The following is a 22,330-nucleotide window of genomic DNA, read 5'->3' as shown; positions in this document are numbered from 1 at the left end:
GGCGCTCATCGCGACAGCACCATGTCCAGCCCGAGGTCGAGCGAGCGCATCGAGTGCGTGAGCGCCCCGACAGAGATGAGGTCGACGCCGGTCTCGGCGATGCCGCGCACCGTGTCGAGGTTCACGCCGCCCGACGCCTCGATGTTCGCCCGGTCGTGCACGAGCGCGACGCCGGCCCGCAGCTCGTCGAGCGAGAAGTTGTCGAGCATGATCGTGTCGACGCCGGCGGCGAGCACCGCCTCGATCTGGTCGACGCGGTCGACCTCGACCTCGAGGTGCACCGTGTGGCCGATGCGGGCGCGCACCTCGCGCAGCGCATCGGTCACCGACAGGCCGCCGGCCGTGAGCACGGCGAGGTGGTTGTCTTTGACGAGTACGGCGTCCGACAGCGAGTAGCGGTGGTTGTGCCCGCCGCCGTTGACGACGGCGTGCCGCTCGAACGGCCGCAGCCCCGGGGTCGTCTTGCGGGTGTCGACGATGCGCGCCCGCGTGCCCGTCACGGCGTTCACATAGCGCGCCGTCAGCGTCGCGATGCCGCTCATGCGCTGCACGAAGTTCAGCGCGACCCGCTCTGCGGTCAGCACCGAGCGGGCCGGCCCGCTCACCTCGGCGAGCACCTTGCCGATCGAGAAGAACTCGCCGTCGGGCAGCTCGAGGGTCGTCCTGATCGCCGGGTCGACGAGTCGCATGGCCGCGGCGAACACCTCGCCGCCGCTGAAGACGCCCGACTCGCGTGCGACGAGGCGCGCGGTCGCGGTCGCCCCGGCCGGAATGACGGCTTCGCTCGTCGCGTCGCCCCACGGGGCATCCTCGTGCAGAGCGGCCGCGACCGCGGCGTCGATGATCTGGCTGGTCAGCATGCGGGTGCTCCTTCTCGTGCGCGCCGGCGGCGCTCGGCGAGCTCGGGTCTCGGGGTGGGGAAGTCGGTGCGGTAGTGCGCGCCCCGCGATTCCTCGCGCGCGAGCGCAGAGTCGACGACCACGCGGGCGAGGTCGAGCAGGTTGCGGTCTTCGAGATCGTCGGTGCGCCAGGAGCTGAGAACGGATGCCGCATGCCGCAGCCCCTCGCCCGAGCGCTGCACCCCGGCGTACGCCCACATGAGCTCCTGCAGTTGCCTACGGCCCGTTGGTTGAGTAGGTCGCTCTGCGACCGTATCCGCCGGGTCGAGTAGCTCGCGCGCAGCCGAGCGTACCGAGACCAGACCCTCTCCTGGCGAGGAAAGGGTCTCGATACGCTCCTTCGTCGCTACTCGACCGGCGTCGCCGGCGGGGGTCGCGAAGAGGTCGGCCACGGCCCGGTGCGCGAAGACCGCCGCCTCGAGCAGCGAGTTCGACGCGAGCCGGTTCGCGCCGTGCACCCCCGTCGACGCGCACTCGCCCGCGGCCCACAGCCCCGGCAGACTCGTGCGGCCCGACGCATCCGTCGCGATCCCGCCCATCCAGTAGTGCGCGGCCGGCGTGACCGGAATGGGCTCGCGCGCCCAGTCGAGGCCTGCCGCGCGCACGTGCGCGTCGATCGTCGGGAAGCGGCGAGCGAGAGCGGATGCCCCGAGCGCGGTCGCGTCCAGCACGACCGGCGCCCCGCCCTGCGCGGCCATCTCGGTGGCGATTCCCCGTGCCACGACATCACGCGGTGCGAGCTCGGCGTCGGGGTGCACGTCGAGCATGAAGCGCTCGCCGCGGGCGTTCCGCAGCACCGCGCCCTCGCCGCGCACTGCCTCGGAGATCAGGAACGACCCGGGGGCCGCGAGCGCCGTGGGGTGGAACTGGTAGAACTCCGCATCGGCGAGCTCGGCGCCCGCGCGCCACGCGACGGCGACGCCGTCGCCGGTCGCGACCCGTGGGTTCGTGGTGTGACTGTAGAGCTGCCCCGCTCCGCCGGTGGCGAGCACGACGGCATCCGCCCCTTCGATCTCACCCGTCGCGAGCTCGACGCCCACCACGCGGCCGTCCTCGACGACGAGCTCGGCGAGCGCCGCGTGCTCGCGCACGGTGACCCGAGGCTCGGCCCGGACCGCCGTGATGAGGGCCCGCTCGATCTCGGCGCCGGTGGCGTCGCCGCCCGCGTGCAGGATGCGCGCCGCCGAGTGCGCCGCCTCGAGGCCGCGTGCGAGCCCGGCGCCCCGGCCGGCGCGATCGAAACGCACGCCGCGCGCAACCAGCTCGCGCACCCGGTCGGGCCCCTCGGCGCAGAGCACCTCGACGGCCGTGAGGTCGCACAGCCCGGCGCCGGCGGCCACGGTGTCCGCGACGTGCGCTGCCACCGAGTCGTCGGGGAAGAGCGCCGCGGCGATACCGCCCTGCGCGTGGGTCGTGTTGGCCTCGGCGAGGGCGCCCTTCGTCACGAGCAGCACCTCGGCACCGCGCTCGGCCGACTCGGTGGCGGCGAGCAGCCCCGCGAGCCCCGACCCCACGACGATCACGCGCATCCGCGGCCTCCGCCGGGCATCGCTTACGCCGCCATCGTCGTGTCGGGCCGCGCCGCGAGCATCCGCTCGAGCGCGACGCGCGCGCCGGCGGCCACGCGCGGCGCCACCGAGATCTGGTTCACGGTGCGCCCGGCGACGAGCTCTTCGAGCACCCAGGCGAGGTAGCCGGGGTGGATGCGGTACATCGTCGAGCACGGGCAGACCACCGAGTCGAGGCAGAAGATCTCGTGCTGCGGGTAGTCGGCCGCGAGCCGCTGCACGAGGTTGATCTCGGTGCCGATCGCGAACACCGAGCCGGCGGGCGCCGCCGCGATCGCCTTCACGATGTAGTCGGTCGAGCCGGCGCCGTCGGCCGCATCCACGACCTCCATCGGGCACTCGGGGTGCACGATGACGCGCACGCCCGGGTGCGCCGCCCGCGCGGCCTCGATCTGCGCCACCGTGAAGCGCTTGTGCACCGAGCAGAACCCGTTCCACAGAATGACGCGCGAGGCATCCAGCTCGTCGCCCGACAGCCCGCCCGAGACCCGCGCAGGGTTCCACAGCGGCATCGCCGAGAGCGGCACGCCCATCGCCTTCGCGGTGTTGCGGCCCAGGTGCTGGTCGGGGAAGAACAGCACGCGCTGCCCGCGCTCGAACGCCCACTCGAGCACGGTGGCCGCGTTCGACGAGGTGCACACGATGCCGCCGTGCTCGCCGCAGAACGCCTTGAGCGCCGCCGACGAGTTCATGTACGTCACGGGGATCACGGGCACCCGACCCGACGCGTCGGGCTCAGACCCGAACCGCGCCTCGAGCTCGGCCCAGCACTGCTCGACCGCGTCGATGTCGGCCATGTCGGCCATCGAGCACCCGGCGGCGAGGTTGGGCAGGATGACCGACTGATCGTCCCCCGTCAGAATGTCGGCCGTCTCGGCCATGAAGTGCACGCCGCAGAACACGATGGCCTCGGCGCCCGGCAGATCGCGCGCCGCCCGTGCGAGCTGGAACGAGTCGCCGACGAAGTCGGCGTACTGCACCACCTCGTCGCGCTGGTAGAAGTGCCCCATCACCGCGACGCGCGAGCCGAGGCGCGCCTTCGCCGCGGCGATCCACTCGGAGAGCTGCTCGGGCGAGGCCGAGCGATAACGCGCCGGCAGCTCGCCCTGCGTCGGGGAGCCGGCGGGCAGCAGGTCGGCCTGCGACGCCCCGGGCCCGTAGCCGGGCATCCCCAGGTCGAACGCCCAGGGTCCTTCGGCGAGCTCGGGCGCGCAGGTCGCGCCGGCGAGCGTGCCGTTCGTGATCCCCGCGATGGTGCGGGTGACGGATGCCGCAGCGCGGTCATCGAGCAGAGTCATCGGTTGCTTCTTTCGGGTGGGTCCAGACGGTCACTTCTGCGCGAGCCGCCCGAGCGGCCCCTGGTCGGCGAGGTCGACCGTCGCGTTGTAGCGATACAGCCGCGGCGGTCGGTGCCGCACGCCGGTGAGCACCTCGCCGGTGTCCTCGAGAGCTCCGCTCGCCTCGATCTGGCGGCGGAAGTTGGCGGGGTCGAGAGCGCGCCCGAGCACCGCCTCGTACACCTCGCGCAGCTGCGCGAGCGTGAACGAGCGCCCGAGGAACGCGCTCGCGATGCGGCTGTACTCGACCTTGTTCCGCAGGCGCCAGAGCGCGTACTCGACGATGAGCGCGTGATCGAAGGCGAGCGCGGGCAGCTCGTCGGCGGGGAACCAGCGCACGTTCTGGCCCACCCGCGCCGCGCGCGCCTCCTCGTCGCCGACGAGCGCCCAGTAGACGACCGACACGACTCGCTCGCCGGAGCCGGCGCCATCGGCAGAGCCGGCGCCCTCGCCCGACCGGCCGGGGTCGCCGAAAGCGTAGAGCTGCTCGAGATAGCGCGGAGCGAGCCCCGTCGTCTTCGCGAGGGTCGAGGTCGCCGCTTCGGCCAGCCCCTCGTCGGCGCCGAGCGGGCCGCCGGGCAGCGCCCACATGCCGTCATACGGCTCACGGATGCGGCGCACCAGCGGCAGCCAGAGACCCCGTCGGCCGCCGTCCTCGCCGAATCGGCCGGAGGAGCGCAGCGCGAAGATCACCGTCGATACCGCGAGCGACGCATTCGCCATGGGGGCGCCTCCTTAGAGTCAGAGACACACTAACCCCACGAGCTAGTTAATGTGCAAACGACCAAAACAAACGGCCTCGCGGATGCCTGTGCGGTTAGCCCGCCTTGAACCCTGAACGCTCACCCGCGTCGCTCGTCAGAGCGCGGCCTCTCTGCCAGGCTGGGGAGCCGATGAGCACCCCCGACGCCCCGCCCGAGACCCCCGACGAGCGCACGCTTCGCCGGTGGCGCCGCTATCTCGCCGACGAGCGGGCGGAGGCATCCGTCTATCGCGATCTCGCACGCCGGCGCAGCGGCGAGGAGCGCGAGATCCTGAGCGCGCTCGCCGACGCCGAGTCGCGCCACGAGCAGCACTGGCTCGACCTCTTGGGCGATGACGTCGGCAAGCCGGTCGGCGTCGGCTTCCGCAGCAGAGCGCTCGGCTGGCTCGCGCGCCGCCTCGGCTCGGTGTTCATCCTCGCGCTCGTGCAGCGCGCCGAGTCGCGCTCGCCCTACGCGGACGACCCGGATGCCACCGCCGAGATGGCCGCAGACGAGCAGATCCACGAGGAGGTCGTGCGTGCACTCGCCGAGCGGGGCCGCAACCGCCTCTCGGGCACCTTCCGCGCCGCCGTGTTCGGCGCGAACGACGGCCTCGTCAGCAACCTCTCTCTCGTGCTGGGCGTCGGCGCGAGCGGCGTCTCGACGCACGTCATCCTGCTCACGGGCATCGCAGGGCTCCTCGCGGGTGCCCTGTCGATGGGGGCCGGGGAATTCGTCTCGGTGCACTCGCAGCGCGAGCTGCTCGCAGCCTCGACCCCGAACCCCGAGGTCGGCGAGGCGATCGGAAGGCTCAACGTCAACGCGAACGAGCTCGCGCTCGTCTTCCGCTCGCGCGGTATGACCGAGCAGCAGGCGCAGACCCGCGCGGCGCGGCTCATCTGGGGCATGCACACAGAGACCGCGGCGCTCGCGGACGGCGCGCCGGGGCGCGACGAGCACGAGGCGATCGGCACCGGCATGGGGGCGGCGCTCTCGAGCTTCTGCTTCTTCGCCTCGGGGGCGATCGTGCCGGTCATCCCATACCTGTTCGGCATGGGCGGCCTCGGCGCCGTTGCGCTGTCGGCCGGTCTCGTCGGCATCGCTCTGGTCGGAACGGGTGCGGTCGTCGGGCTGCTCTCGGGGTCGTCGCCGTGGAAGCGCGCGCTGCGACAGCTGGCCATCGGCTACGGGGCCGCCGCCGTCACCTACCTGCTCGGCCTGGTCTTCGGGGTCGCAGCCGGCTGAGCGCGGCCGGCTGAGCGCGGCCCGCTGAGCGCGACCCGCTCGCCCGCGATCTCGACGATCGACTAGCGCCGATGCGCCTCGGTGTCAACCGGGTGGGCAGAACGAGTGGCGCTGGCTTCAATGGGTTTACACGCACCACCCCGGCATAAGGGGACTCTTCGGGTCGCAGGGGCGATGGGCGCGGTTTGTGGGGAGAGAGTGGGCCCCGCTCCATCGGAGCGGGGCCCACTCTCATGTCATCGGTCAGCCGGTCCCACGGTCACGCTGCGCCGAGTGCTCAGCACGGGATGGGAGAGTTGACGCCATGCAGCTGGTCATCGATCTGGTGCTTGCCGCACTCGGCGTGCTCACCGTGATCCGCTACGCGCGGCGCGGCGTGATCACGGGCGTGGCCGCGCTCGTCGGCTGGGTGGTCGGCTTCTGGGTCGCGCTGCGTCTGACGCCCGCGCTCGTCACGGCGATGGGCACGGTCGGCGGCCTGCAGCCGTGGCAGCGCAACCTCGTCGTGCTCGCCGTGGTGCTGCTCATCGCCGTCATCTGCGCCGTCATCGTCATCACCATCGGCAACCTCATCCGTCGGGCGGTGCGTCCGCTTCCGGCCGCCCGCGGGTTCGACGCGGTGCTGGGCGCCGCGTTCGGCGCGCTCGCCTGGGCGGCCGTCGTCTGGCTCGCGGCCGGCTTCATCACGAGCACCGGCTTCCGCCCGGCGACGCAGCTCGTGGAATCCTCGCGCATCGTCGCTGCGCTCGACTCGTATGCCCCGATCCCCGCCACGCGCGTGTTCGCCCAGGTCGACGACGCGATCGCCGCGGCGGGCCTGCCGAAGGTCTTCGAGGCCGGGCACGAGCAGATCCCGTCCGTCGAAGCTCCGCCGAGCTCGGTTCCGGACGCCGTCGATGCGGCGGCGCCGTCGATCGTCGAGGTCGTCGCCGACGAGCCCAGGTGCGGCACGGACTCCTCCGGAAGCGGCTGGGTCGTGGCATCCGATCGTGTCGTCACGAATGCGCACGTCGTGGCCGGCTCGTCCACGGTGGCCGTGCTGGTGGACGGCAAGACCGAGCGCCTGCGGGCGACGGTCGTGAGCTACGACCCCGAGACCGATCTCGCGATCCTCGCCGTCCCCGGCCTCGCGGCGAAGCCCCTCGCGCTCGATTCCGCGCAGCAGGCGAAGGGCGCCGCGGTGTTCTCGGCCGGCTACCCCGGCGGCGGCGCCTACACGGTGTCGCCCGGCCGCGTGCGCACGACGGTGAACGCCATCGGCAAGGACATCTACGACGACAAGACCGTCACGCGGCAGGTGTACTCCCTGCGCGCGGTCGTGCGCCCCGGCAACTCCGGCGGCCCGCTGCTCGACGCCCAGGGCCGTGTGACCGGTGTCGTGTTCGCCATGTCGACGACCGACCCGCAGACGGGCTACGCCCTGACCCTGGCGCAGGTGCGCCCCGCCCTCGCGAAGGCCGCGTCGTTGAGCGCGCCCGTGTCGACCGGTGCGTGCACGGCCGGCTGAGGCGCGATGCGAGCGATTCTGTGCGGATTCTTGGGCACTGGGCCACGATCATGAAGCCATGAGCGATCGGATGCCGCGCCTGCTGCTCGTCGAGGACGACGAGCGTCTCGCCCCGATCATCGTGGAGTACCTGACCCAGGGCGCCGCCGAGCGATACGACGTGACCCGTCGCGCCGACGGCGTCGCGGCGCTCGAGACCGCGCTCGCCGAGGAGTTCGACGTGATGGTGGTCGACCGTCGCCTGCCGGGCCTCGACGGGGTCGGCCTCGTGCAGGCCATCCGCCGTGCGCACCTCGGCACGCCGATCATCATGCTGACCGCGCTCGGCACCGTCGACAACCGTGTCGAGGGACTCGACGCCGGAGCGAACGACTACCTGGTGAAGCCGTTCGAGTTCGCCGAGCTGCTCGCGCGCCTGCGGGCGCTGCGGCGCAGCTACACCTCGAACGACGCCTCGCTCGCGATCGGCAGCTGGGACTTCTACCCGCAGGACCGCATCGTCGAGTCGCCCTACATCGGCCCGGTGGCGCTGACTCCCAAGGAGTCCGAACTGCTCACCCTGCTGGCAGAGAACCCGCACCGCACCTTCAGCCGCGCGCAGATCCTCTCCGCGGTGTTCTCGCCGACCGACCTGCCGGGCACTGTCGACACCTACGTGCACTATCTGCGCCGCAAGACGGAGGAGGGCGTGGTGCTGACGGTGCGCGGCAAGGGCTACCGGCTGGGGGCGCTGTGAGCGCGCGGCGGCCCCGAGACGCCGACGAGCTCGCGGTGCGGCGCGCAGCGGCATCCGTCACCCGCCAGATCTCGATCGCGACGGTCGCGCTCGTCGTGCTCATCGTCATCCTCGCGGTGATCGTCGTGATCTGGCAGTCGCAGCCGAGCGAGCTGCGTGAGAAGCCCGCCCCCGGCGAGGACAAGATCTACATCGACGCAGGGGCCGTGCTGGTCGCGCTCGCGGTGATCGGGGTCGGCGCGGTGCTGTTCGCCGCAGCGATCAGCTGGCTCATCGCGCGGCGCGCGGTGCGCCCCCTGGGGCGGGCGCTCGCGCTGCAGCGCGCGTTCGTGGCGGATGCCTCGCACGAGCTGCGCACCCCGCTCGCCGTGCTCGACGCGCGCCTGCAGCTCTTGCAGCTGCGCCTCGGTGCGAGCGGCCCCGACGCCGACACGGTCGCCGAGCTGCGTCGCGACGCCGCGGCGCTCGTCGGCATCGTGAACGAGTTGCTGGCTGCGGCAGGCGACGAGGCGGGCGAGGGTGAGCGGGTGACGGATGCCTCGGCCGACGCGGCCTCCGTCGTCGACTCGCTGCGCCTGCTCGCCGCCGAACGCGGCATCGAGATCTCGCTGAGCGCGCCGGGCTCGCTGCGCGCGGGGCTGCCGACGGTGAGCTTCCGACGCTGCGTGACCGCGCTCGTCGACAACGCCCTGGCGCACACGCCGAGCGGCGGTCGCGTCGAGGTGGCGCTCGCGCGGCTGCCTGAGCGCGCGGGAGCGGTGGCACTCACGGTGACGGACCACGGCCCGGGCATCCGCGGAATCGCCCCTGATCGGGTGTTCGAGCGCTTCGCGCACTCGGACCCGGGTGAGGCCGACGGGCTGCCGCAGCGACGCGGGTTCGGGATCGGGCTCGCCCTCGTGCGCGATGTCGCGGCGCGCAACGGGGGAACCGTGCGGGTCGAGCGCACCGGTCCGGAGGGCACGGTCTTCGTGCTCGAAGTGCCGGCCGCATAGGGTCGCAGCCTCAGCGGTCGCCGTCGTCGTACGAGCGTGCGACGACCATCAGCACCGCGAACACGGCGATGGTCGCGGCACACGCGACCGCCGCGACGCACGTCATGGCGATGAGCAGCACGGACATCTCGAACTCCTTCCCAAGGAGCAAGAGTCGCGACCGCCGTCACAGAAACGGCACAGCGCCTCAGGAGGCGGGCAGGTTGGCCCGCAGCTTGTTGCAGAGCGCCGTGAGGGTCGCGAGCTCGTCGGCGTCGAGCGCGTCGCCGACGACCCGGTCGATGGATGCCCCGTGCACGTGCGCCACGCGGTAGAAGGCCGCGTAGCCGGCGTCCGTCAGCCGGATCACGGTGCCGCGCGCGTCGCGCGGGTCTGGCAGCTTCTCGACGAGCTCGCGGGCGGCGAGCCGATCGATCATGCGGCTCACGCTCGGCTGGGTCAGCAGCACCTGCTTGTTGAGGTCGCGCAGGCGCAGCGAGCGGCCCTGTGCGCGGCTCAGGGTGTAGAGCACGTCGTATTCGTTGAACGAGATCTCGTCGTTCGGGAAGTCGGCGCCGAGTCGGCGCATGATGGCGACCTGTGCGCGGAACAGCGCTTCCCACGCGGCGACGGAGCGTGCCTCATCACTCACCGTTTCAGCCTAGAGGCGCGCGGTGGGGCCGCGGTGACGGGGCCGTGGCTGTCGGCGTGGGCAGGCAAAAAAGTAGGGGCCCGAAGCCTTTTCGCTTCGGGCCCCTCCCTTGCACCAAGAGTGTCCTGCAATCACATTCCGCGCTGGCTGCCACAGCAAACAACTAACGCTCTTAGAAGATATAACGGCCAGGTAACGCTGTCTAGTTATCGTTTCGTGATTTTTCCTGCGAGTTGTTTATGCGGTGGTTCGCAGCGCGATCAAGCCCTGTGCTGCGGTAGCCGTTCACTCGCACGAAAGGAGCGCTGAAGGGTCAGTAGCCGACGACGAAGCGCTGGTTGACGTGGGTCGGCGTCTCGATCTCGTCGACGAATGCGAGGGCGAAGTCGGCCCCCGAGATCTCGGACTTCCCCTCAGCGTCCCGCAGCACCGTGTCGGCGCTCGTGCGGTAGCCGCCGATCGCGGTGCCGGGGTTGTAGCTGCCGTAGCTCTCGGCGGGGCTCACATAGAACCACTGCAGCCCGGCCGGTGTCGCGTCGCTGCGCAGCCACTCGAGCACGCCGGCGCCTGCGAGTGCCTCGGGCTTGTACGCCTCGACGAACGAGGGCGTGTCGACGAGCCGCGGGCCGCCGACGCCCTCATGGGTCGAACCGGCGCCGCCGACGAAGGCGAGGCGGGCTCCGCCCGCGACGGCGCCCTCGGCCAGGCCGGGGACGAGCGGGGGCAGCACCGGCTCACCCGCCGCGTCGACGTAGTGGATCGCGACGACGACCACGTCGTGCTCCGCCGCGAGGCGGTCCGTGAACGGGCGATCGGCGACGTCGCCCTGCACGTACGTGACGCCGTCGATCGGGGCATCCGGGGCATGCCGCGAGACGGCGGTGACGCGGATTCCCCGCTTCACCGCCTCCGCCGCGATGTTGCTGCCCGAATACCCAGTGCCACCGATGATCGCGATAGAGGTCATGTATGCCTCAGCCTGCGCGCGCCCTGCCGTATTCCGAGCTCGCCCGACGAAGGGCCGCGCCTCAGAACCGGTCGGGCGACGGGGCGTGCGACTGGCGGATCACGACGTCGGCGTGCCGGTCGAAGCGGTAGCCGACACCGCGCACGGTGCGCACGATGTCCTCGTAGCGGCCGAGCTTCGCGCGCAGCCGGCGCACGTGGACGTCGATGGTGCGCTCGTTCGGCACCTCCTCGTCGCCGGCGTTCGACCACAGCGACGTGATCAGCTCGGTGCGCTCGATCGTGCGACCCTCGCGCAGCACGAGGTACTGCAGCAGCTCGAACTCCTTGAAGGTGAGCGAGACGCGGTCGCCGTCGAGCAGCAGGTGGCGGCGCGTGACGTCGATCGTGACGCCGGTCTTGTCGGCGCTGTCGTCGCCGCGGGTGCCGGCCGGGCGCTGCTTGGCCACGGCGGCGGGGTCGCGCAGGGCGAGGCGCACCACGTCGACGTCGCGGCCGCCCGCGGTCTCGGGCGCGAGGGCCACCGAGGCGAACGACTCGGCGCCGGGGGCGACCTCGGCGAGCGTCTTCTTGAGAGCCGCGACGATGGTGCCGAGGTCGGTGCCCGCGGCGGCGGCCTTCGCCTCGTCGAAGCCGACATAGAGGGCGAAGCCGCGGGCGGTGCCCGCGGGGGCGATACGCGCGGCCGCGGGGGCGGAGGGCGCAGCCGAAGAAGAGGACGGAGCCGTGGGGGCGGTGAGAGCGGACTCAGGAAGCGTGAACGTCATCGGAATCAGAACCTTTGTGATGATGATGCGGCGGCCGGCGCGGATTCGCGCGAGAGATCGGCCAGGGTGCCTCGTTCGAGGCGGGCGTCGCGTGCGGGTGTCAGTGCGACTCGGGGTGCTTCAGCACCGGGGCGAAGACGTCGGTGTCAGGCGCACATTCGACACATGAGAGCGCCGCGGCCGGGCATCATCATGCCGGCAGTCTCGCTCACCTCGAGGGCGGAACGAAGGCTCACGGTGTCAGTCATGTCACAAAGGTAAACACAAAACGCCGCGTTATGTCAAACATTCAAGTGTCAATGGATCGCGTGAATGAGCCGCGCGTGATTCGGGGGCGGGGGATGCCTGGTCGCGGCATCCCCGGCCGCTGTCGGCTACTCGGCCAGCCCGTAGAGACGGTCGCCCGCGTCGCCGAGGCCGGGCACGATGTAGCCGTGCTCGTTGAGGCGCTCGTCGAGGGCTCCGAGAACCAGGCGCACGTCGCGACCCTCGGTCTCTTTCTCGAGGCGCGCGATGCCCTCGGGTGCGCCGAGGATGCAGATGGCGGTGACGTCGGAGGCGCCGCGCTGGAACAGGAACTCGAGCGCAGCGCCGAGCGAGCCGCCCGTCGCGAGCATGGGGTCGAGCACGAAGCACTGGCGGCCCGACAGGTCTTCGGGGAGGCGCTCGGCGTAGGTCGTCGGCTGCAGCGTGCTCTCGTCGCGCGCCATGCCGAGGAAGCCGACCTCGGCGTTCGGCAGCACGGCCATCATGCCGTCGAGCATGCCGAGGCCTGCTCGCAGGATCGGCACGACGAGGGGCACGGGCTTCGAGATCGCGAGGCCGGTGTACGGAGCGACGGGCGTCTGCACCGTGATCGGCTCGACGCGCACCTCACGGGTCGCCTCGTAGCTCAGCAGCGTGATGAGCTCGGCGACCAGCGAGCGGAATTGCGGACTGGGGGTCGCTCGATCGCGCAGCACCGTCAGCTTGTGCGTGATGAGCGGGTGGTCGGCAACGTGCACTCGCATAGGCTCAAGGCTACCGGTCAGACCCTGCCCGAAAGGTTCCGATGCTCGCCGTTCCGCCGCAGTACGACGCGTGGATGGGGCTCGCGCTCGACGAGGCGCGTGGGGCCCTCGCGACCGGCGACGTGCCGGTCGGCGCCGTGGTGATCGGGGCGGCAGGCGAGGTGCTCGGGCGGGGGCGCAACTCGCGCGAGGCCCGGCAGGACCCGACGGCCCATGCGGAGGTCGAGGCGCTTCGAGCGGCATCCGCCCGGACCGACGGCTGGCAGCTCACCGGCGCCACGCTCGTCGTGACGCTCGAGCCGTGTGCGATGTGCGCCGGGGCGATCCTGGCGGCGCGCGTGCCGACGGTCGTCTTCGGTGCATGGGACGAGAAGGCCGGCGCCTCGGGTTCCGTCTACGACCTGCTGCGCGATCGGCGGCTGCCGCAGAGCGCCGAGGTCTACGCGGGCGTGCGCGCGGAGGAGAGCTCGCGGCTGCTCACGGCGTTCTTCGAGAAGCGCCGCTAGCGCGCGGCGTCGAAGACGTCGGGCTCGAGGTAGATCAGGCGCGCGACGGGCACGGCGGCGCGGACGCGCTCTTCGATGATGTCCGTCGCGGCGGCGGCCTCCGCCACGGTCCGCGCGCCGGGCATCGCGATCTTGGCGGCCACGAGCATCTCGTCCGGGCCGAGGTAGAGGGTGCGCACGTGGATGATGCGGTCGGTCTCGCCACCCGCGAGGATCGCGTCCTCGATGCGGCGCAGCTCGGCCTCGGTGGCGCCCTCGCCGACGAGCAGGCTCTTGACCTCGGCCCCGAGCACGATGGCGACGAGGACCAGCAGCACGCCGATCGCGATGGAGCCCGCGGCGTCGAAGAATCCATTGCCGGTGATGAGTGCGAGCCCCACGCCGATCAGGGCGAGCACGAGGCCGGTGAGCGCCGCGATGTCTTCGAGCAGCACGGCGGGCAGCTCGGGGTTCTTCGCGCGGCGGATGAACTGGAACCACGTGCCGGAGCCCTTGTGCGCTCGCGACTCGGCCATGCCGGTGCGCAGCGAGAGCCCCTCGAGCACGATCGAGATCAGCAGCACCGCGAGCGGCAGCCACCACAGGTGAGGGCGCACGTAGTGGTCTGCTTCCTGCAGTTTGTGCACGCCCTCGTAGATCGAGAAGACCCCGCCCACGGAGAACAGGATGATGGCGACGACGAAGGCGTAGACGTAGCGCTCGCGGCCGTAGCCGAAGGGGTGCTCGCGGTCGGCGCTGCGCTTCGCGCGGCGGCCGCCGATGAGCAGCAGCAGCTGATTGCCCGAATCCGCGAGCGAGTGCACGGATTCCGCGAGCATCGAGCTCGAGCCCGAGAACAGGAACGCGAGGAACTTGACGATCGCGATGCCGACGTTGGCGCCGAGGGCGGCGAAGATCGCGGCGCCGCCGTGCGACTCGGGCTGGTGCTCGGTGGCGGTGGCGGCCGGTGCGTCGGTCATGGCGCCCATCCTATGAGCCGGTTCTGCGCCCTGAACCGACAGTTGCGCCCCGGCCCGCGGGCGCAACTGTCGGCGCAGGGCGCAAATAGGGTGGGGCCATGACCGACGCGCCTCGCACGACCCTGCCCCCCATCGCGTTCCTCGGCGCCGGATCGATGGCCGGGGCGATCCTGAACGGACTGCTCTCACCCGCCGTGACCGTCGAGGGCGGCATCCGCGTCACCTCGCGCACGGCCGAGAAGGCGGCGACGTTCGCCGACGTGGCCGGCGTCACTGCGGCCGCGACCGAGAGCGATCAGGATGCCAACCGCGCGGCCGTGCGCGGGGCGAAGCTCGTCGTGCTGGCGGTCAAGCCGTACCTCGTGCCCGAGGTGCTCGCCGAGGTCGCCGCCGACCTCGAGCCCGACGCGGTCGTCGTGAGCGTCGCCGCCGGGGTGACCGTGGCGACGATGGAGGCGGCGGTGCCGGCATCCGTCGCCGTCATCCGCACCATGCCGAACACACCGGCCCAGGTGGGCCGCGGCGTGACGGGCCTGAGCGCCGGGCCGCGCGCGACGGCCGACGACGTCGCGCTCGTGCGAGCGCTGTTCGAGACGGTCGGCGCCGTCGTCGAGGTGCCGGAGGAGCAGCTCGACGCGCTCTCGACCATCTCGGGGTCGGGGCCCGCCTACATCTTCCTGCTCGTCGAGGAGCTCACGAAGACCGCCGTCGCCAAGGGCTTCAGCCCCGCGCAGGCGAAGCTGCTCGTCGAGCAGACCTTCCTCGGGGCGAGCGAGCTGCTGGTCGCGACCGGCGAGGACCCCGCCGAACTGCGCCGCCGAGTGACGAGCCCGAAGGGTACGACCGAGAAGGCGATCGAGGTGCTGCAGGGTGCGAACCTCTCGGTGCTCTTCGACCGCGCGACCGACGCGGCCCTCGCTCGGGCGCGCGAGCTCGCCGCGCCTACGGCGGTCGAGTAGCGAGCGCCAGCGAGCGTATCCGCCGGGTCGAGTAGCGCGAAGCGCGTATCGAGACCAGACCCTTTCCTCGCCAGGAGAGGGTTTCGATACGGTCGCAGAGCGACCTAGTCAACCAGCGCGACCTACTTAGCCAGAGCGACCTACTCGACCAGCGAGGCGGGAGGGGTTCAGCCCTCGAGCCCCGCGAAGCGCTGCACGTCGGCCTCGCGGCCCGAGACGACGATGAGGTCGCCTTCGTGCACGACCGTCTGCTCGGTGGCGTGCGTGAACGGCTCGCCCGGACTCTTGATGCCGACGACCGTCACCTTGTGCACGGTGCGCACGCCGGACTCGGTGAGGGTCTTGCCGAAGAGCGGCCGCGGCGCGTGCATCTTCACGAACACGAAGTCGTCGTCGAACTGGATGAAGTCCAGCATCCGCCCGCTCACGAGTCGCGCGATGCGCTCGCCGGCCTCGGCCTCCGGGTAGATGACGTGGTGCGCGCCGATGCGCTCGAGGATGCGGCCGTGCGACTTCGACACCGCCTTCGCCCAGATCTGCGGGATGCCGAGTTCCACGAGGTTCGCGGTGATGAGCACGGATGCCTCGATCTGAGAGCCGACGGCGACGATGGCGATCTGGAACTCCGCGGCGCCGATCTGGCGCAGGGCGTCGAGCTGGGTCGAGTCGGCCTGCACGGTGTGCGTGACCTGCTCGGCCCACTCCTGGACGAGCGCCGCGTCGCTGTCGACCGCGAGCACCTCGCGGCCGAGCAGATCGAGCTCGGCGGCCGCGGCCGACCCGAAGCGGCCCAGGCCGATGAGCAGCACGGGTGCGTCGTGCCGGATCTGGTGTGCGTGCGGGCTAGCCAACGATGGGCCTCTCTTCCGGGTGTGCGTAGAGCCGGCGCTGCTGGCTCTGTGCGAGGGCTGCCGCGAGCGTGATGCTGCCGATGCGGCCGAAGAACATGGTGAGGCCCAGCACGTAGACCGCCGGCGTCGGCGCGCCCATCGTCAGTCCCGTCGACAGGCCGCAGGTCGCGAAGGCGCTGATCACGTCGAACAGCACGTGGTCGAGCGAGTCGCGCGTGATCGCGAGCACGGTGACGGATGCCACGGCCACGATCGTGGCTCCCCAGAGCACGACCGACACCGCGACCCGGAGGACGTCGTTCGGGATGCGGCGATGGAACGCCTCCATGCTCTCGACGCCCTTCGCCTCGGCCACCGCCGCGAGGAACAGCACCGCGAGCGTCGTCACCTTGATACCGCCGCCGGTCGAGGCCGAGCCGCCGCCGATGAACATCAGCATGTCGGTCACGAGCAGGCTCGAGTTGTGCAGGTGCGCCACATCGAACGTCGCGAAGCCGCCCGAGCGCGCCATCGCCGACAGGAAGAACCCCTGGAAGACACTGTCGCCGCCGCCGCGGGCGCCGAGGGTCTGCGCATTGTCGCGCTCGAGCAGCCAGAGGACCAGGCCGCCGATGACGAACAGCACCAGATAGGTGACCACGGTGAGCTTCACATGCAGCGAGACGATGCGGCGGCGTTGGGAGGGGTTGCGGATGACGCGGGCGAGGGCGTAGATCACGGGGAATCCGATCGCCCCCAGCATGACCGTGACCGCGATCGTCGTGAGGAACACGTAATCGTGCGCGAACGGAAGCAGTCCGTTGTTGTTGGGGGAGAAGCCGGTGTTCGTGAACGCCATGGCCGAGTAGTAGACCGCGTCGCGGGCCGACTCGCCGAGCGTGAAGCCGTGCGCGAGCAGCAGCGGGAAGAGGATCAGCGCGGCGACCGCTTCGATGGCGACCACGCTGATCGCGATCGTCCGCAGCAGACCGCCGACCTCGCCGAGCCGCACGGCCTGGCTCTCGGCCACCGGCCCCTTGTGCGAGCGCAGCGGATTGGTGTCGCCCGCGGCGATCAGTCGGGCGCGCAGCCCCAGGTGCCGGCTGATGATGAGCCCCAGCGTCGAGGCGAGCGTCAGCACGCCGATGCCGCCGATCTGCACCCCGACATAGATGACCACCTCGCCGAAGCCCGACCAGTGCGTCGTCATGTCGACGGTCGAGAGCCCCGTCACGCACACCACCGAGATGGCGGTGAAGAGCGCGTCGGCGAAGTCGGTCGCCGTGTGTGCTGCGCTCGAGACAGGCAGCGACAGCAGACCCGTCCAGACCAGCACGAGCGCGGCGAACACGAGCAGCGCGAAGCGGCTGGGGCTCGCCGCGGCGAAGTCGGAGAAGGACTCGCGGATGCCGCGCCGACCCCGCCTCGCTGCGACCGCGGTCACCGACATCCCCCGCCCTCCACTCGCCCATCCTGCCCTGACCGCCCGGGACTGGCTACTCTTGCCCCTATGGCCGACATCTTTGACATCGTTGCCGACTCGACCAGGCGGGAGATTCTGCAGGTGCTGCTGGAATCCCAGACCACGGGCAGCGGTGAGGTGTCGGTGTCGCAGATCGTGCAGGCGCTCGAGCTGTCGCAGCCGACGGTCTCGAAGCACCTCAAGGTGCTGCGCGACTACGGGCTTGTGCGCGTGCGCGAGGAGGGTCAGCACCGCTACTACCACCTCGACCCGTCGCCGCTCGAAGAGGTCGACGAGTGGCTGTTCCCGTTCCTCGGCACGGCCGAGGAGCCGAGCGACGCGGCGGATGCCACGGCCATCGGCGCCGCGTCGTCGGTCGGCTTCGGGGCGACCGGCCTCTCCGAGTCCCAGAAGGAGTTCGCGGCGTCGGTCGGCAAGGTCGCCGCGGGGGCTGCCGCCCGTGCCGCCGCGCTCGCCTCACGCGTCAAGCGGTAGGCGGGCACTGCTCGGGCACTCACTGGTCGGGCGGAGCCGTTCTGGGTCGTTCTAGGCGGTTCGGGGCCACTTCCTGCGGCTGGTAAGATGGCTGTTTGTGTCGCGCTCGACGTGCGGCATCCCCGATCTTTGTGAGGTTTCCGTGGGTTCTGTCATCAAGAAGCGCCGCAAGCGCATGGCGAAGAAGAAGCACCGCAAGCTGCTTCGCAAGACGCGCCACCAGCGTCGCAACAAGAAGTAGATCTCGATCTGCCAGCAGAGAGCGCCAGGGCATTCGCCTTGGCGCTTCTTCTGTTGATCGGATGCCGGCCGCCGGTCGACTCGGCGAAGCCGAATGGAGACCTCGTGCCTAGGCTGGAGGCGTGCCCCACCGCATCACGTTCTACTCGAAGCCCGGCTGCCACCTGTGCGATGACGCGAGGAAAGTCGTCGACGACGTGGTGGCGCGGGTGCAGGCATCCGATGCCAGAGATCGTGATCTTCAGGTCGACGAGATCGACATCCTCGGTGACCCGGCGCTGCAGGCTCGGTACGGTGAGGAGATCCCGGTCGTGCTCATCGACGGGAAGATGCACACCTATTGGCGCGTCGACCCGGCGCGCTTCGAGAAGGCACTCAAGGAGCTCGTATGACCCTGCGTCACATCGTCGCGTGGACCCTCAAGTCGGATGACGCGGCGCAGCGCCGTGCGGATGCCGAGGGCGTGCGCTCGCGCCTGCTCGCGCTCGAGGGTGTGGTGCCGTCGATCCAGTCGATCGCCGTGATCATCGACGAGGTCGACGAGCGCACGACCAACTCGGTCGCCGTCGTCGCAGATTTCGCCGACGCCGCCGGTCTCGAGCAGTACATCGTGCACCCCGCCCATCAGGAGGCCGCGGCCTGGATCCGCACGGTGGTCAACCCCGAGTCGCGCGTGGCGGTCGACGGGTCGCTGTAGCCGCCTCGAGCTCGAGCTCGAACTCAATCCCGATCTCGAGCTCAAGCTCGATCTCGAACTCACCCGAAGTGTGACTTCGGGTCCCTTGTCTGACGAAAAGGGAACCCAAACTCACACTTCGGGGGACATGGGCCGGGGGACTCGGGCGCGGCCGAGGCCGGGGGTTACGGCGCGAGGCGGGTCGGGCCTCGGAAGAGCAGGGTCGTCTCGCGGATCGAGCTCTCGCCGAGCAGCAGCATCAGCACGCGGGCGAGGCCCATGCCGAAGCCGCCGTGCGGCGGGATGCCGTACTTGAAGAACTCCAGGTACTCGCCGATGCCGGCGGGGTCGAGGCCCTTGTCCTTCGCGTTCGCGAGCAGCTCGTCGATGCGGTGCTCGCGCTGCGCGCCGGTCGTGATCTCGGTGCCGTTGTAGATCAGGTCGTACGACTTGGTCAGCCCGGTCTCTGCATCGCGCATGTGGTAGTACGGGCGGATGCTCGCGGGGTAGTCCGTCACGAACACGAAGTCGTGGCCGTACTTCTCCTTCACATACGCGCTGATCTGGCGTTCGCCCTCGGGGTCGAGGTCGCCGTCCTCGCGCGGCACCGTGTAGCCGCGCTCGTTCTTCAAGATCTCGTGCACCTCGGCGAGCGGGATGCGCGGGAACGGAATCGCCGGAACCTCGACCTCGATGCCGAACAGCTCGCGGATCTCGTCGCCGTGCTTCGCCTTGACGGCGGCGAGGCCAGCGGCGAGCAGCTGCTCCTGCATGTCGATGACATCGGTGTACGAGTCGATCCACGAGATCTCGGCGTCGACCGACATGAACTCGGTCGCGTGCCGCGAGGTGAACGACGGGTCGGCACGGAAGACGGGGGAGATCTCGAAGACCTTGCCGAAGCCGGCCGCCTGCGCCATCTGCTTGAAGTGCTGGGGGCTCTGCGCGAGGTACGCGGTGCCGAGGTCGAAGTAGTCGAGCTGGAACAGCTCGGCGCGCGACTCTGACGGGGACTCCATCAGCTTCGGGGTGTGGATCTCGACGAATCCGTTGTCGACCCACCAGGTGCGCCACGCGTGCTCGAGCGTCGTCTGAATGCGGAAGATGAGCGCGTTCTTCGGCTGGCGCAGGTCGAGCCAGCGGTAGTCGAGGCGCTTGTCGAGGCTCGAGTCGGCGGCGATCGGCGCCTCGGGCAGCGACGCCCCCGCGACGTCGAGGGTGCCGACCTTGACCTCGAGGCCGCCGAGCTTCACGCGCTCGTCGTGCTTGAGCCCGCCGGTCACCGTGATGAAGGTGCCGAGGGACAGCCCCGAGATCGACTCGGTGAGTGCGAGGGCGGATGCCGCCGCCGCGGCGCCCTCGGTGTCAGAGGCCGCCTCCGGCGAGATCTCGCGCGTCGCCGGGTTCACGAGCTGCAGCGCACCGGACTCGTCGCGCAGCACCACGAACTGCACCTTCTTCTGATCGCGGACCGTCTCGACCCAGCCGGCGACGGTCACGGGGCCGTCGGGAAGAGCGGAAAGGTCCTTGATGAGGGTGCGGTGAGTCACGGGGCAATCGTACCGGGGCGTGCCCCGCGAAACCGGCAGACCGTCGTGCACCCTGCTCCCCGATCCTGTGGGCCGCGAGGCGAACCGCACCCCGGCGGCACAACGCCCGGCTCGCAGGGATTTCAGGGGAACGGCCTCCGTAGACTTGCGCCGTGGCTAGTCGGCAGGTGCATCTCGTGCGCCATGGCGAGGTGTACAACCCCGACCATGTGCTCTACGGCCGACTCCCCGAGTTCCACCTCTCGCAGCTCGGTCGGCGCATGGCGCAGGCCGCAGCGGACGAGCTGGTCGCCCGCGAGCGGCCGGTCGCGGCGCTGATCGCCTCCCCGCTCGTGCGGGCTCAGGAATCCGCCGCCCCCATCTCGTCGGCGCTGCGCCTCGACATCCGCACCGACCCCCGCATCATCGAGCCGAGCAACCACTTCGAGGGCAAGGTGATGGAGAAGGCGGTCAAGAACCCCGTCAACTGGCCCTGGCTCGTCAACCCGCTGCGCCCCTCGTGGGGCGAGGCCTACAGCTCGATCGTCGCCCGCATGACCGCAGCGATGGCGGATGCCTTCGAGCTGCCGCCCCTGTCGGGCGACGACCCCGGCGACGTGATCATGGTGAGCCACCAGCTGCCGATCTGGGTCACGCACCTCTCGTTGGCGGGCGAGCGGCTGATGCACGATCCGCGCCAGCGCCGCTGCAACCTGTCGAGCATCACGAGCTTCGAGCGCGGCGCCGACGGCACGATCCGCGAGGTCGGCTACACCGACCCGGCGGGCGAGCTGCAGGGCGTGGCCGTCGACGTGGGGGCGGTGTGATGCGGGGGCGTCGAGTTCTGGCATCCGTCGCCTCTGCCGTGATCGCCGCGACGGTGCTCTCGGGCTGCACCGCGACCGCCCTGCAGTCGCAGTACGAGAACGGCGACAACAAGGGCTACATCTCGGGCACCGGCGTGACCGAGATCAAGCCGGCCGACCGCAAGGAGGCCGTGCCGTTCTCGGGGAAGACCGAAGAGGGCTCGACCTTCTCGACCGCGGCCCACGCGGGCGACGTCATCGTCGTGAACTTCTGGTACGCGGGGTGCCCGCCGTGCCGGGTCGAGGCGAAGACGCTGCAGAAGCTGAGCACGCAGTACGCGGGCAAGGGCGTCGACTTCGTCGGCGTCAACACGCGCGACGATGCGGCCAGCGCGAAGTCGTTCGACACGACGTTCGGGGTGACCTACCCGTCGATCCTCGATGCGCAGAAGGGCGCCGTGCAGCTCGCGTTCAGCGGCACCTATCGCCCGAACGCGACGCCGACCACGATCATCCTCGACAAGCAGGGCCGCGTCGCGGCGCGCATCGAGGGCCCGATCAACGACCAGCCCTCGACGGTGTCGACGCTGATCGACAGCGCACTCGCCGAAGGCCGCTCGTGAACAACCCGTTCGCCGAGCTGGTCTCGAGCGGGCAGCTCGTCGTCGCGGTGCCGATCGCGCTGCTCGCCGGGCTCGTCTCGTTCGCGTCGCCGTGCGTGCTGCCGCTCGTGCCCGGCTACCTCGCGTACATCGGCGGATTCACCGACGGCCGCTCGACCGCCGCGAAGGGCGACCGGCGCGGTCAGGCCCGCCTCGGGCTCGGCGTCGGGCTGTTCGTGCTCGGCTTCGCGGTCGTGTTCGTCATCACGGGCTACGTCTTCGGGAGCCTCGGGCTGTGGATCGGCGTCTACCGCGACGTGATCACCCGCGTCGCCGGCGCCATCGTGATTCTGCTCGGCCTCGTGTTCATCGGGCAGTTCTCGTTCCTGCAGAGCATCGTGAAGCCGGGCTGGCGGGTTCGCTCGGGCCTCGCAGGCGCTCCGCTGCTCGGCATCGTCTTCGCGCTCGGCTGGAGCCCCTGCTACGGCCCGACGCTCGCCGCGATCTCGAGCCTGAGCTTCAACAGCGGCTCGCCGTGGCAGGGCGCCCTGCTCGCGCTCTGCTACGCGCTCGGCCTCGGCATTCCGTTCCTGCTGATCGCCCTCGGGCTCGGCTGGGCGTCGTCCGCGGTCGCATTCCTCAAGCGGCATATCCGCCTCGTGAACCTGATCGGTGGCGCGCTGCTCGTCGCCATCGGGGTGCTCATGGTCAGCGGGCTGTGGAACGAGATGGTCCTCAAGCTGCAGGAGGTGCTTCCCTATTTCCAGACCGCAGTCTGATCTCGACGAGGCCGGCACCCCGGCGACCGCGCGCACCTCGCAGTTCGATCGCAGCGCGGGCGGCGACCTGCTGCCGAGCGACC

At 70.8% G+C, this 22,330-nt stretch carries 25 protein-coding genes; 13 read left to right on the top strand and 12 right to left on the bottom strand.

Annotated features, from left to right (window positions below):
- Positions 1-5: 5 nt before the first annotated feature.
- From nadC to ABD716_RS00660, 4 genes are read right to left on the bottom strand one after another with little or no spacing between them, the layout of a single operon-like run.
- A complete protein-coding gene (gene nadC, locus ABD716_RS00675) occupies positions 6-860 on the bottom strand; it encodes a carboxylating nicotinate-nucleotide diphosphorylase (RefSeq protein WP_344772739.1) in 855 nt (284 codons plus the stop codon).
- Complete coding sequence (nadB, locus tag ABD716_RS00670; protein WP_344772737.1) at positions 854-2,428, bottom strand: L-aspartate oxidase; 1,575 nt, start codon at positions 2,426-2,428, stop codon at positions 854-856. Before nadB ends, nadC begins: the two co-directional genes overlap by 7 nt.
- Before the next feature lie 23 nt (positions 2,429-2,451).
- Positions 2,452-3,765: a quinolinate synthase NadA gene (nadA, locus tag ABD716_RS00665; RefSeq protein ID WP_344772735.1), complete on the bottom strand. Its 1,314-nt coding sequence runs from the start codon at positions 3,763-3,765 to the stop codon at positions 2,452-2,454.
- 30 nt (positions 3,766-3,795) lie between these two features.
- The gene (locus ABD716_RS00660; protein ID WP_344772733.1) at positions 3,796-4,527 is read right to left on the bottom strand and encodes an NUDIX hydrolase; all 732 of its coding nucleotides are present in this window, start codon (positions 4,525-4,527) and stop codon (positions 3,796-3,798) included.
- Positions 4,528-4,697: 170 nt separating this feature from the next.
- On the opposite strand from ABD716_RS00660, the gene ABD716_RS00655 reads away from it, so the two are divergent.
- The 4 genes from ABD716_RS00655 (at position 4,698) to ABD716_RS00640 (ending at position 9,030) form a co-directional block, all read left to right on the top strand.
- The gene (locus ABD716_RS00655) at positions 4,698-5,792 is read left to right on the top strand and encodes a VIT1/CCC1 transporter family protein (RefSeq protein WP_344772731.1); all 1,095 of its coding nucleotides are present in this window, start codon (positions 4,698-4,700) and stop codon (positions 5,790-5,792) included.
- A gap of 304 nt (positions 5,793-6,096) precedes the next feature.
- Complete coding sequence (locus ABD716_RS00650) at positions 6,097-7,299, top strand: MarP family serine protease (RefSeq protein WP_344772729.1); 1,203 nt, start codon at positions 6,097-6,099, stop codon at positions 7,297-7,299.
- A 58-nt stretch (positions 7,300-7,357) separates the two neighbouring features.
- A complete protein-coding gene (locus ABD716_RS00645) occupies positions 7,358-8,035 on the top strand; it encodes a response regulator transcription factor (RefSeq protein ID WP_344772727.1) in 678 nt (225 codons plus the stop codon).
- Positions 8,032-9,030, top strand: a complete 999-nt coding sequence (locus tag ABD716_RS00640; protein ID WP_344772725.1) for a sensor histidine kinase — start codon at positions 8,032-8,034, stop codon at positions 9,028-9,030. The genes ABD716_RS00645 and ABD716_RS00640 overlap by 4 nt, the downstream gene beginning before the upstream one ends.
- Before the next feature lie 187 nt (positions 9,031-9,217).
- On the opposite strand, the gene ABD716_RS00635 is transcribed toward ABD716_RS00640, so the two are convergent.
- From ABD716_RS00635 to upp, 4 genes are all read right to left on the bottom strand, one after another.
- Positions 9,218-9,661, bottom strand: a complete 444-nt coding sequence (locus ABD716_RS00635) for a MarR family winged helix-turn-helix transcriptional regulator (protein ID WP_344772723.1) — start codon at positions 9,659-9,661, stop codon at positions 9,218-9,220.
- A gap of 313 nt (positions 9,662-9,974) precedes the next feature.
- Positions 9,975-10,628 (bottom strand): NAD(P)-dependent oxidoreductase, encoded by a 654-nt coding sequence (locus ABD716_RS00630; protein WP_344772721.1) that lies wholly within the window; start codon positions 10,626-10,628, stop codon positions 9,975-9,977.
- Positions 10,629-10,689: 61 nt separating this feature from the next.
- Positions 10,690-11,394: a winged helix-turn-helix domain-containing protein gene (locus ABD716_RS00625; protein ID WP_344772719.1), complete on the bottom strand. Its 705-nt coding sequence runs from the start codon at positions 11,392-11,394 to the stop codon at positions 10,690-10,692.
- A 374-nt stretch (positions 11,395-11,768) separates the two neighbouring features.
- On the bottom strand, positions 11,769-12,404 hold the full coding sequence (upp, locus tag ABD716_RS00620; protein ID WP_344772717.1) for a uracil phosphoribosyltransferase: 636 nt from the start codon (positions 12,402-12,404) through the stop codon (positions 11,769-11,771).
- A gap of 41 nt (positions 12,405-12,445) precedes the next feature.
- Between upp and ABD716_RS00615 the strand changes: the two genes are divergently transcribed.
- Positions 12,446-12,910 carry a nucleoside deaminase gene (locus ABD716_RS00615; protein WP_344772715.1) on the top strand — a complete coding sequence of 155 codons (465 nt, stop codon included), beginning with the start codon at positions 12,446-12,448 and terminating at the stop codon, positions 12,908-12,910.
- On the opposite strand, the gene ABD716_RS00610 is transcribed toward ABD716_RS00615, so the two are convergent.
- Positions 12,907-13,869 (bottom strand): cation diffusion facilitator family transporter, encoded by a 963-nt coding sequence (locus ABD716_RS00610; RefSeq protein WP_344772713.1) that lies wholly within the window; start codon positions 13,867-13,869, stop codon positions 12,907-12,909. The genes ABD716_RS00615 and ABD716_RS00610 overlap by 4 nt on opposite strands.
- A 98-nt stretch (positions 13,870-13,967) precedes the next feature.
- On the opposite strand from ABD716_RS00610, the gene proC reads away from it, so the two are divergent.
- A complete protein-coding gene (gene proC, locus ABD716_RS00605) occupies positions 13,968-14,828 on the top strand; it encodes a pyrroline-5-carboxylate reductase (RefSeq protein WP_344772711.1) in 861 nt (286 codons plus the stop codon).
- A 167-nt stretch (positions 14,829-14,995) separates the two neighbouring features.
- Here proC and ABD716_RS00600 read toward each other — a convergent pair whose 3' ends face one another.
- Positions 14,996-15,679 carry a potassium channel family protein gene (locus ABD716_RS00600; protein WP_344772709.1) on the bottom strand — a complete coding sequence of 228 codons (684 nt, stop codon included), beginning with the start codon at positions 15,677-15,679 and terminating at the stop codon, positions 14,996-14,998.
- The gene (locus tag ABD716_RS00595) at positions 15,672-17,108 is read right to left on the bottom strand and encodes a TrkH family potassium uptake protein (RefSeq protein ID WP_344772707.1); all 1,437 of its coding nucleotides are present in this window, start codon (positions 17,106-17,108) and stop codon (positions 15,672-15,674) included. The genes ABD716_RS00600 and ABD716_RS00595 overlap by 8 nt, the downstream gene beginning before the upstream one ends.
- 60 nt (positions 17,109-17,168) lie before the next feature.
- Here ABD716_RS00595 and ABD716_RS00590 point away from each other — a divergent pair, with 60 nt between their 5' ends.
- The 4 genes from ABD716_RS00590 to ABD716_RS00575 all read left to right on the top strand — a co-directional run bounded on the left by ABD716_RS00590 (position 17,169) and on the right by ABD716_RS00575 (position 18,552).
- Positions 17,169-17,615, top strand: coding sequence for an ArsR/SmtB family transcription factor (locus tag ABD716_RS00590; RefSeq protein WP_344772705.1), 447 nt, complete (start codon positions 17,169-17,171; stop codon positions 17,613-17,615).
- Positions 17,616-17,757: 142 nt separating this feature from the next.
- Positions 17,758-17,856, top strand: coding sequence for a 30S ribosomal protein bS22 (locus ABD716_RS00585; RefSeq protein WP_003792170.1), 99 nt, complete (start codon positions 17,758-17,760; stop codon positions 17,854-17,856).
- Positions 17,857-17,977: 121 nt separating this feature from the next.
- Positions 17,978-18,247: a glutaredoxin family protein gene (locus ABD716_RS00580; RefSeq protein ID WP_344772703.1), complete on the top strand. Its 270-nt coding sequence runs from the start codon at positions 17,978-17,980 to the stop codon at positions 18,245-18,247.
- Positions 18,244-18,552 (top strand): Dabb family protein, encoded by a 309-nt coding sequence (locus ABD716_RS00575; protein WP_344772701.1) that lies wholly within the window; start codon positions 18,244-18,246, stop codon positions 18,550-18,552. The genes ABD716_RS00580 and ABD716_RS00575 overlap by 4 nt, the downstream gene beginning before the upstream one ends.
- A gap of 164 nt (positions 18,553-18,716) precedes the next feature.
- Here the strand turns inward: ABD716_RS00575 and aspS are convergent, their stop codons facing one another.
- On the bottom strand, positions 18,717-20,081 hold the full coding sequence (aspS, locus tag ABD716_RS00570) for an aspartate--tRNA(Asn) ligase (RefSeq protein WP_344772699.1): 1,365 nt from the start codon (positions 20,079-20,081) through the stop codon (positions 18,717-18,719).
- Between the two features lie 152 nt (positions 20,082-20,233).
- On the opposite strand from aspS, the gene ABD716_RS00565 reads away from it, so the two are divergent.
- From ABD716_RS00565 to ABD716_RS00555, 3 genes are read left to right on the top strand one after another with little or no spacing between them, the layout of a single operon-like run.
- Positions 20,234-20,887 carry a histidine phosphatase family protein gene (locus tag ABD716_RS00565; RefSeq protein WP_344772697.1) on the top strand — a complete coding sequence of 218 codons (654 nt, stop codon included), beginning with the start codon at positions 20,234-20,236 and terminating at the stop codon, positions 20,885-20,887.
- The gene (locus tag ABD716_RS00560) at positions 20,887-21,489 is read left to right on the top strand and encodes a TlpA family protein disulfide reductase (RefSeq protein ID WP_344772695.1); all 603 of its coding nucleotides are present in this window, start codon (positions 20,887-20,889) and stop codon (positions 21,487-21,489) included. The genes ABD716_RS00565 and ABD716_RS00560 overlap by 1 nt, the downstream gene beginning before the upstream one ends.
- Positions 21,486-22,247, top strand: coding sequence for a cytochrome c biogenesis CcdA family protein (locus ABD716_RS00555; protein ID WP_344772693.1), 762 nt, complete (start codon positions 21,486-21,488; stop codon positions 22,245-22,247). The genes ABD716_RS00560 and ABD716_RS00555 overlap by 4 nt, the downstream gene beginning before the upstream one ends.
- Positions 22,248-22,330 lie beyond the last annotated feature (83 nt).

The organism is Gryllotalpicola kribbensis (assembly GCF_039538245.1).
GTDB classification, from domain to species: domain Bacteria; phylum Actinomycetota; class Actinomycetes; order Actinomycetales; family Microbacteriaceae; genus Gryllotalpicola; species Gryllotalpicola kribbensis.
Note: the sequence above shows the minus strand (reverse complement) of the source record. Positions and strands in the feature narration are given on the sequence as shown.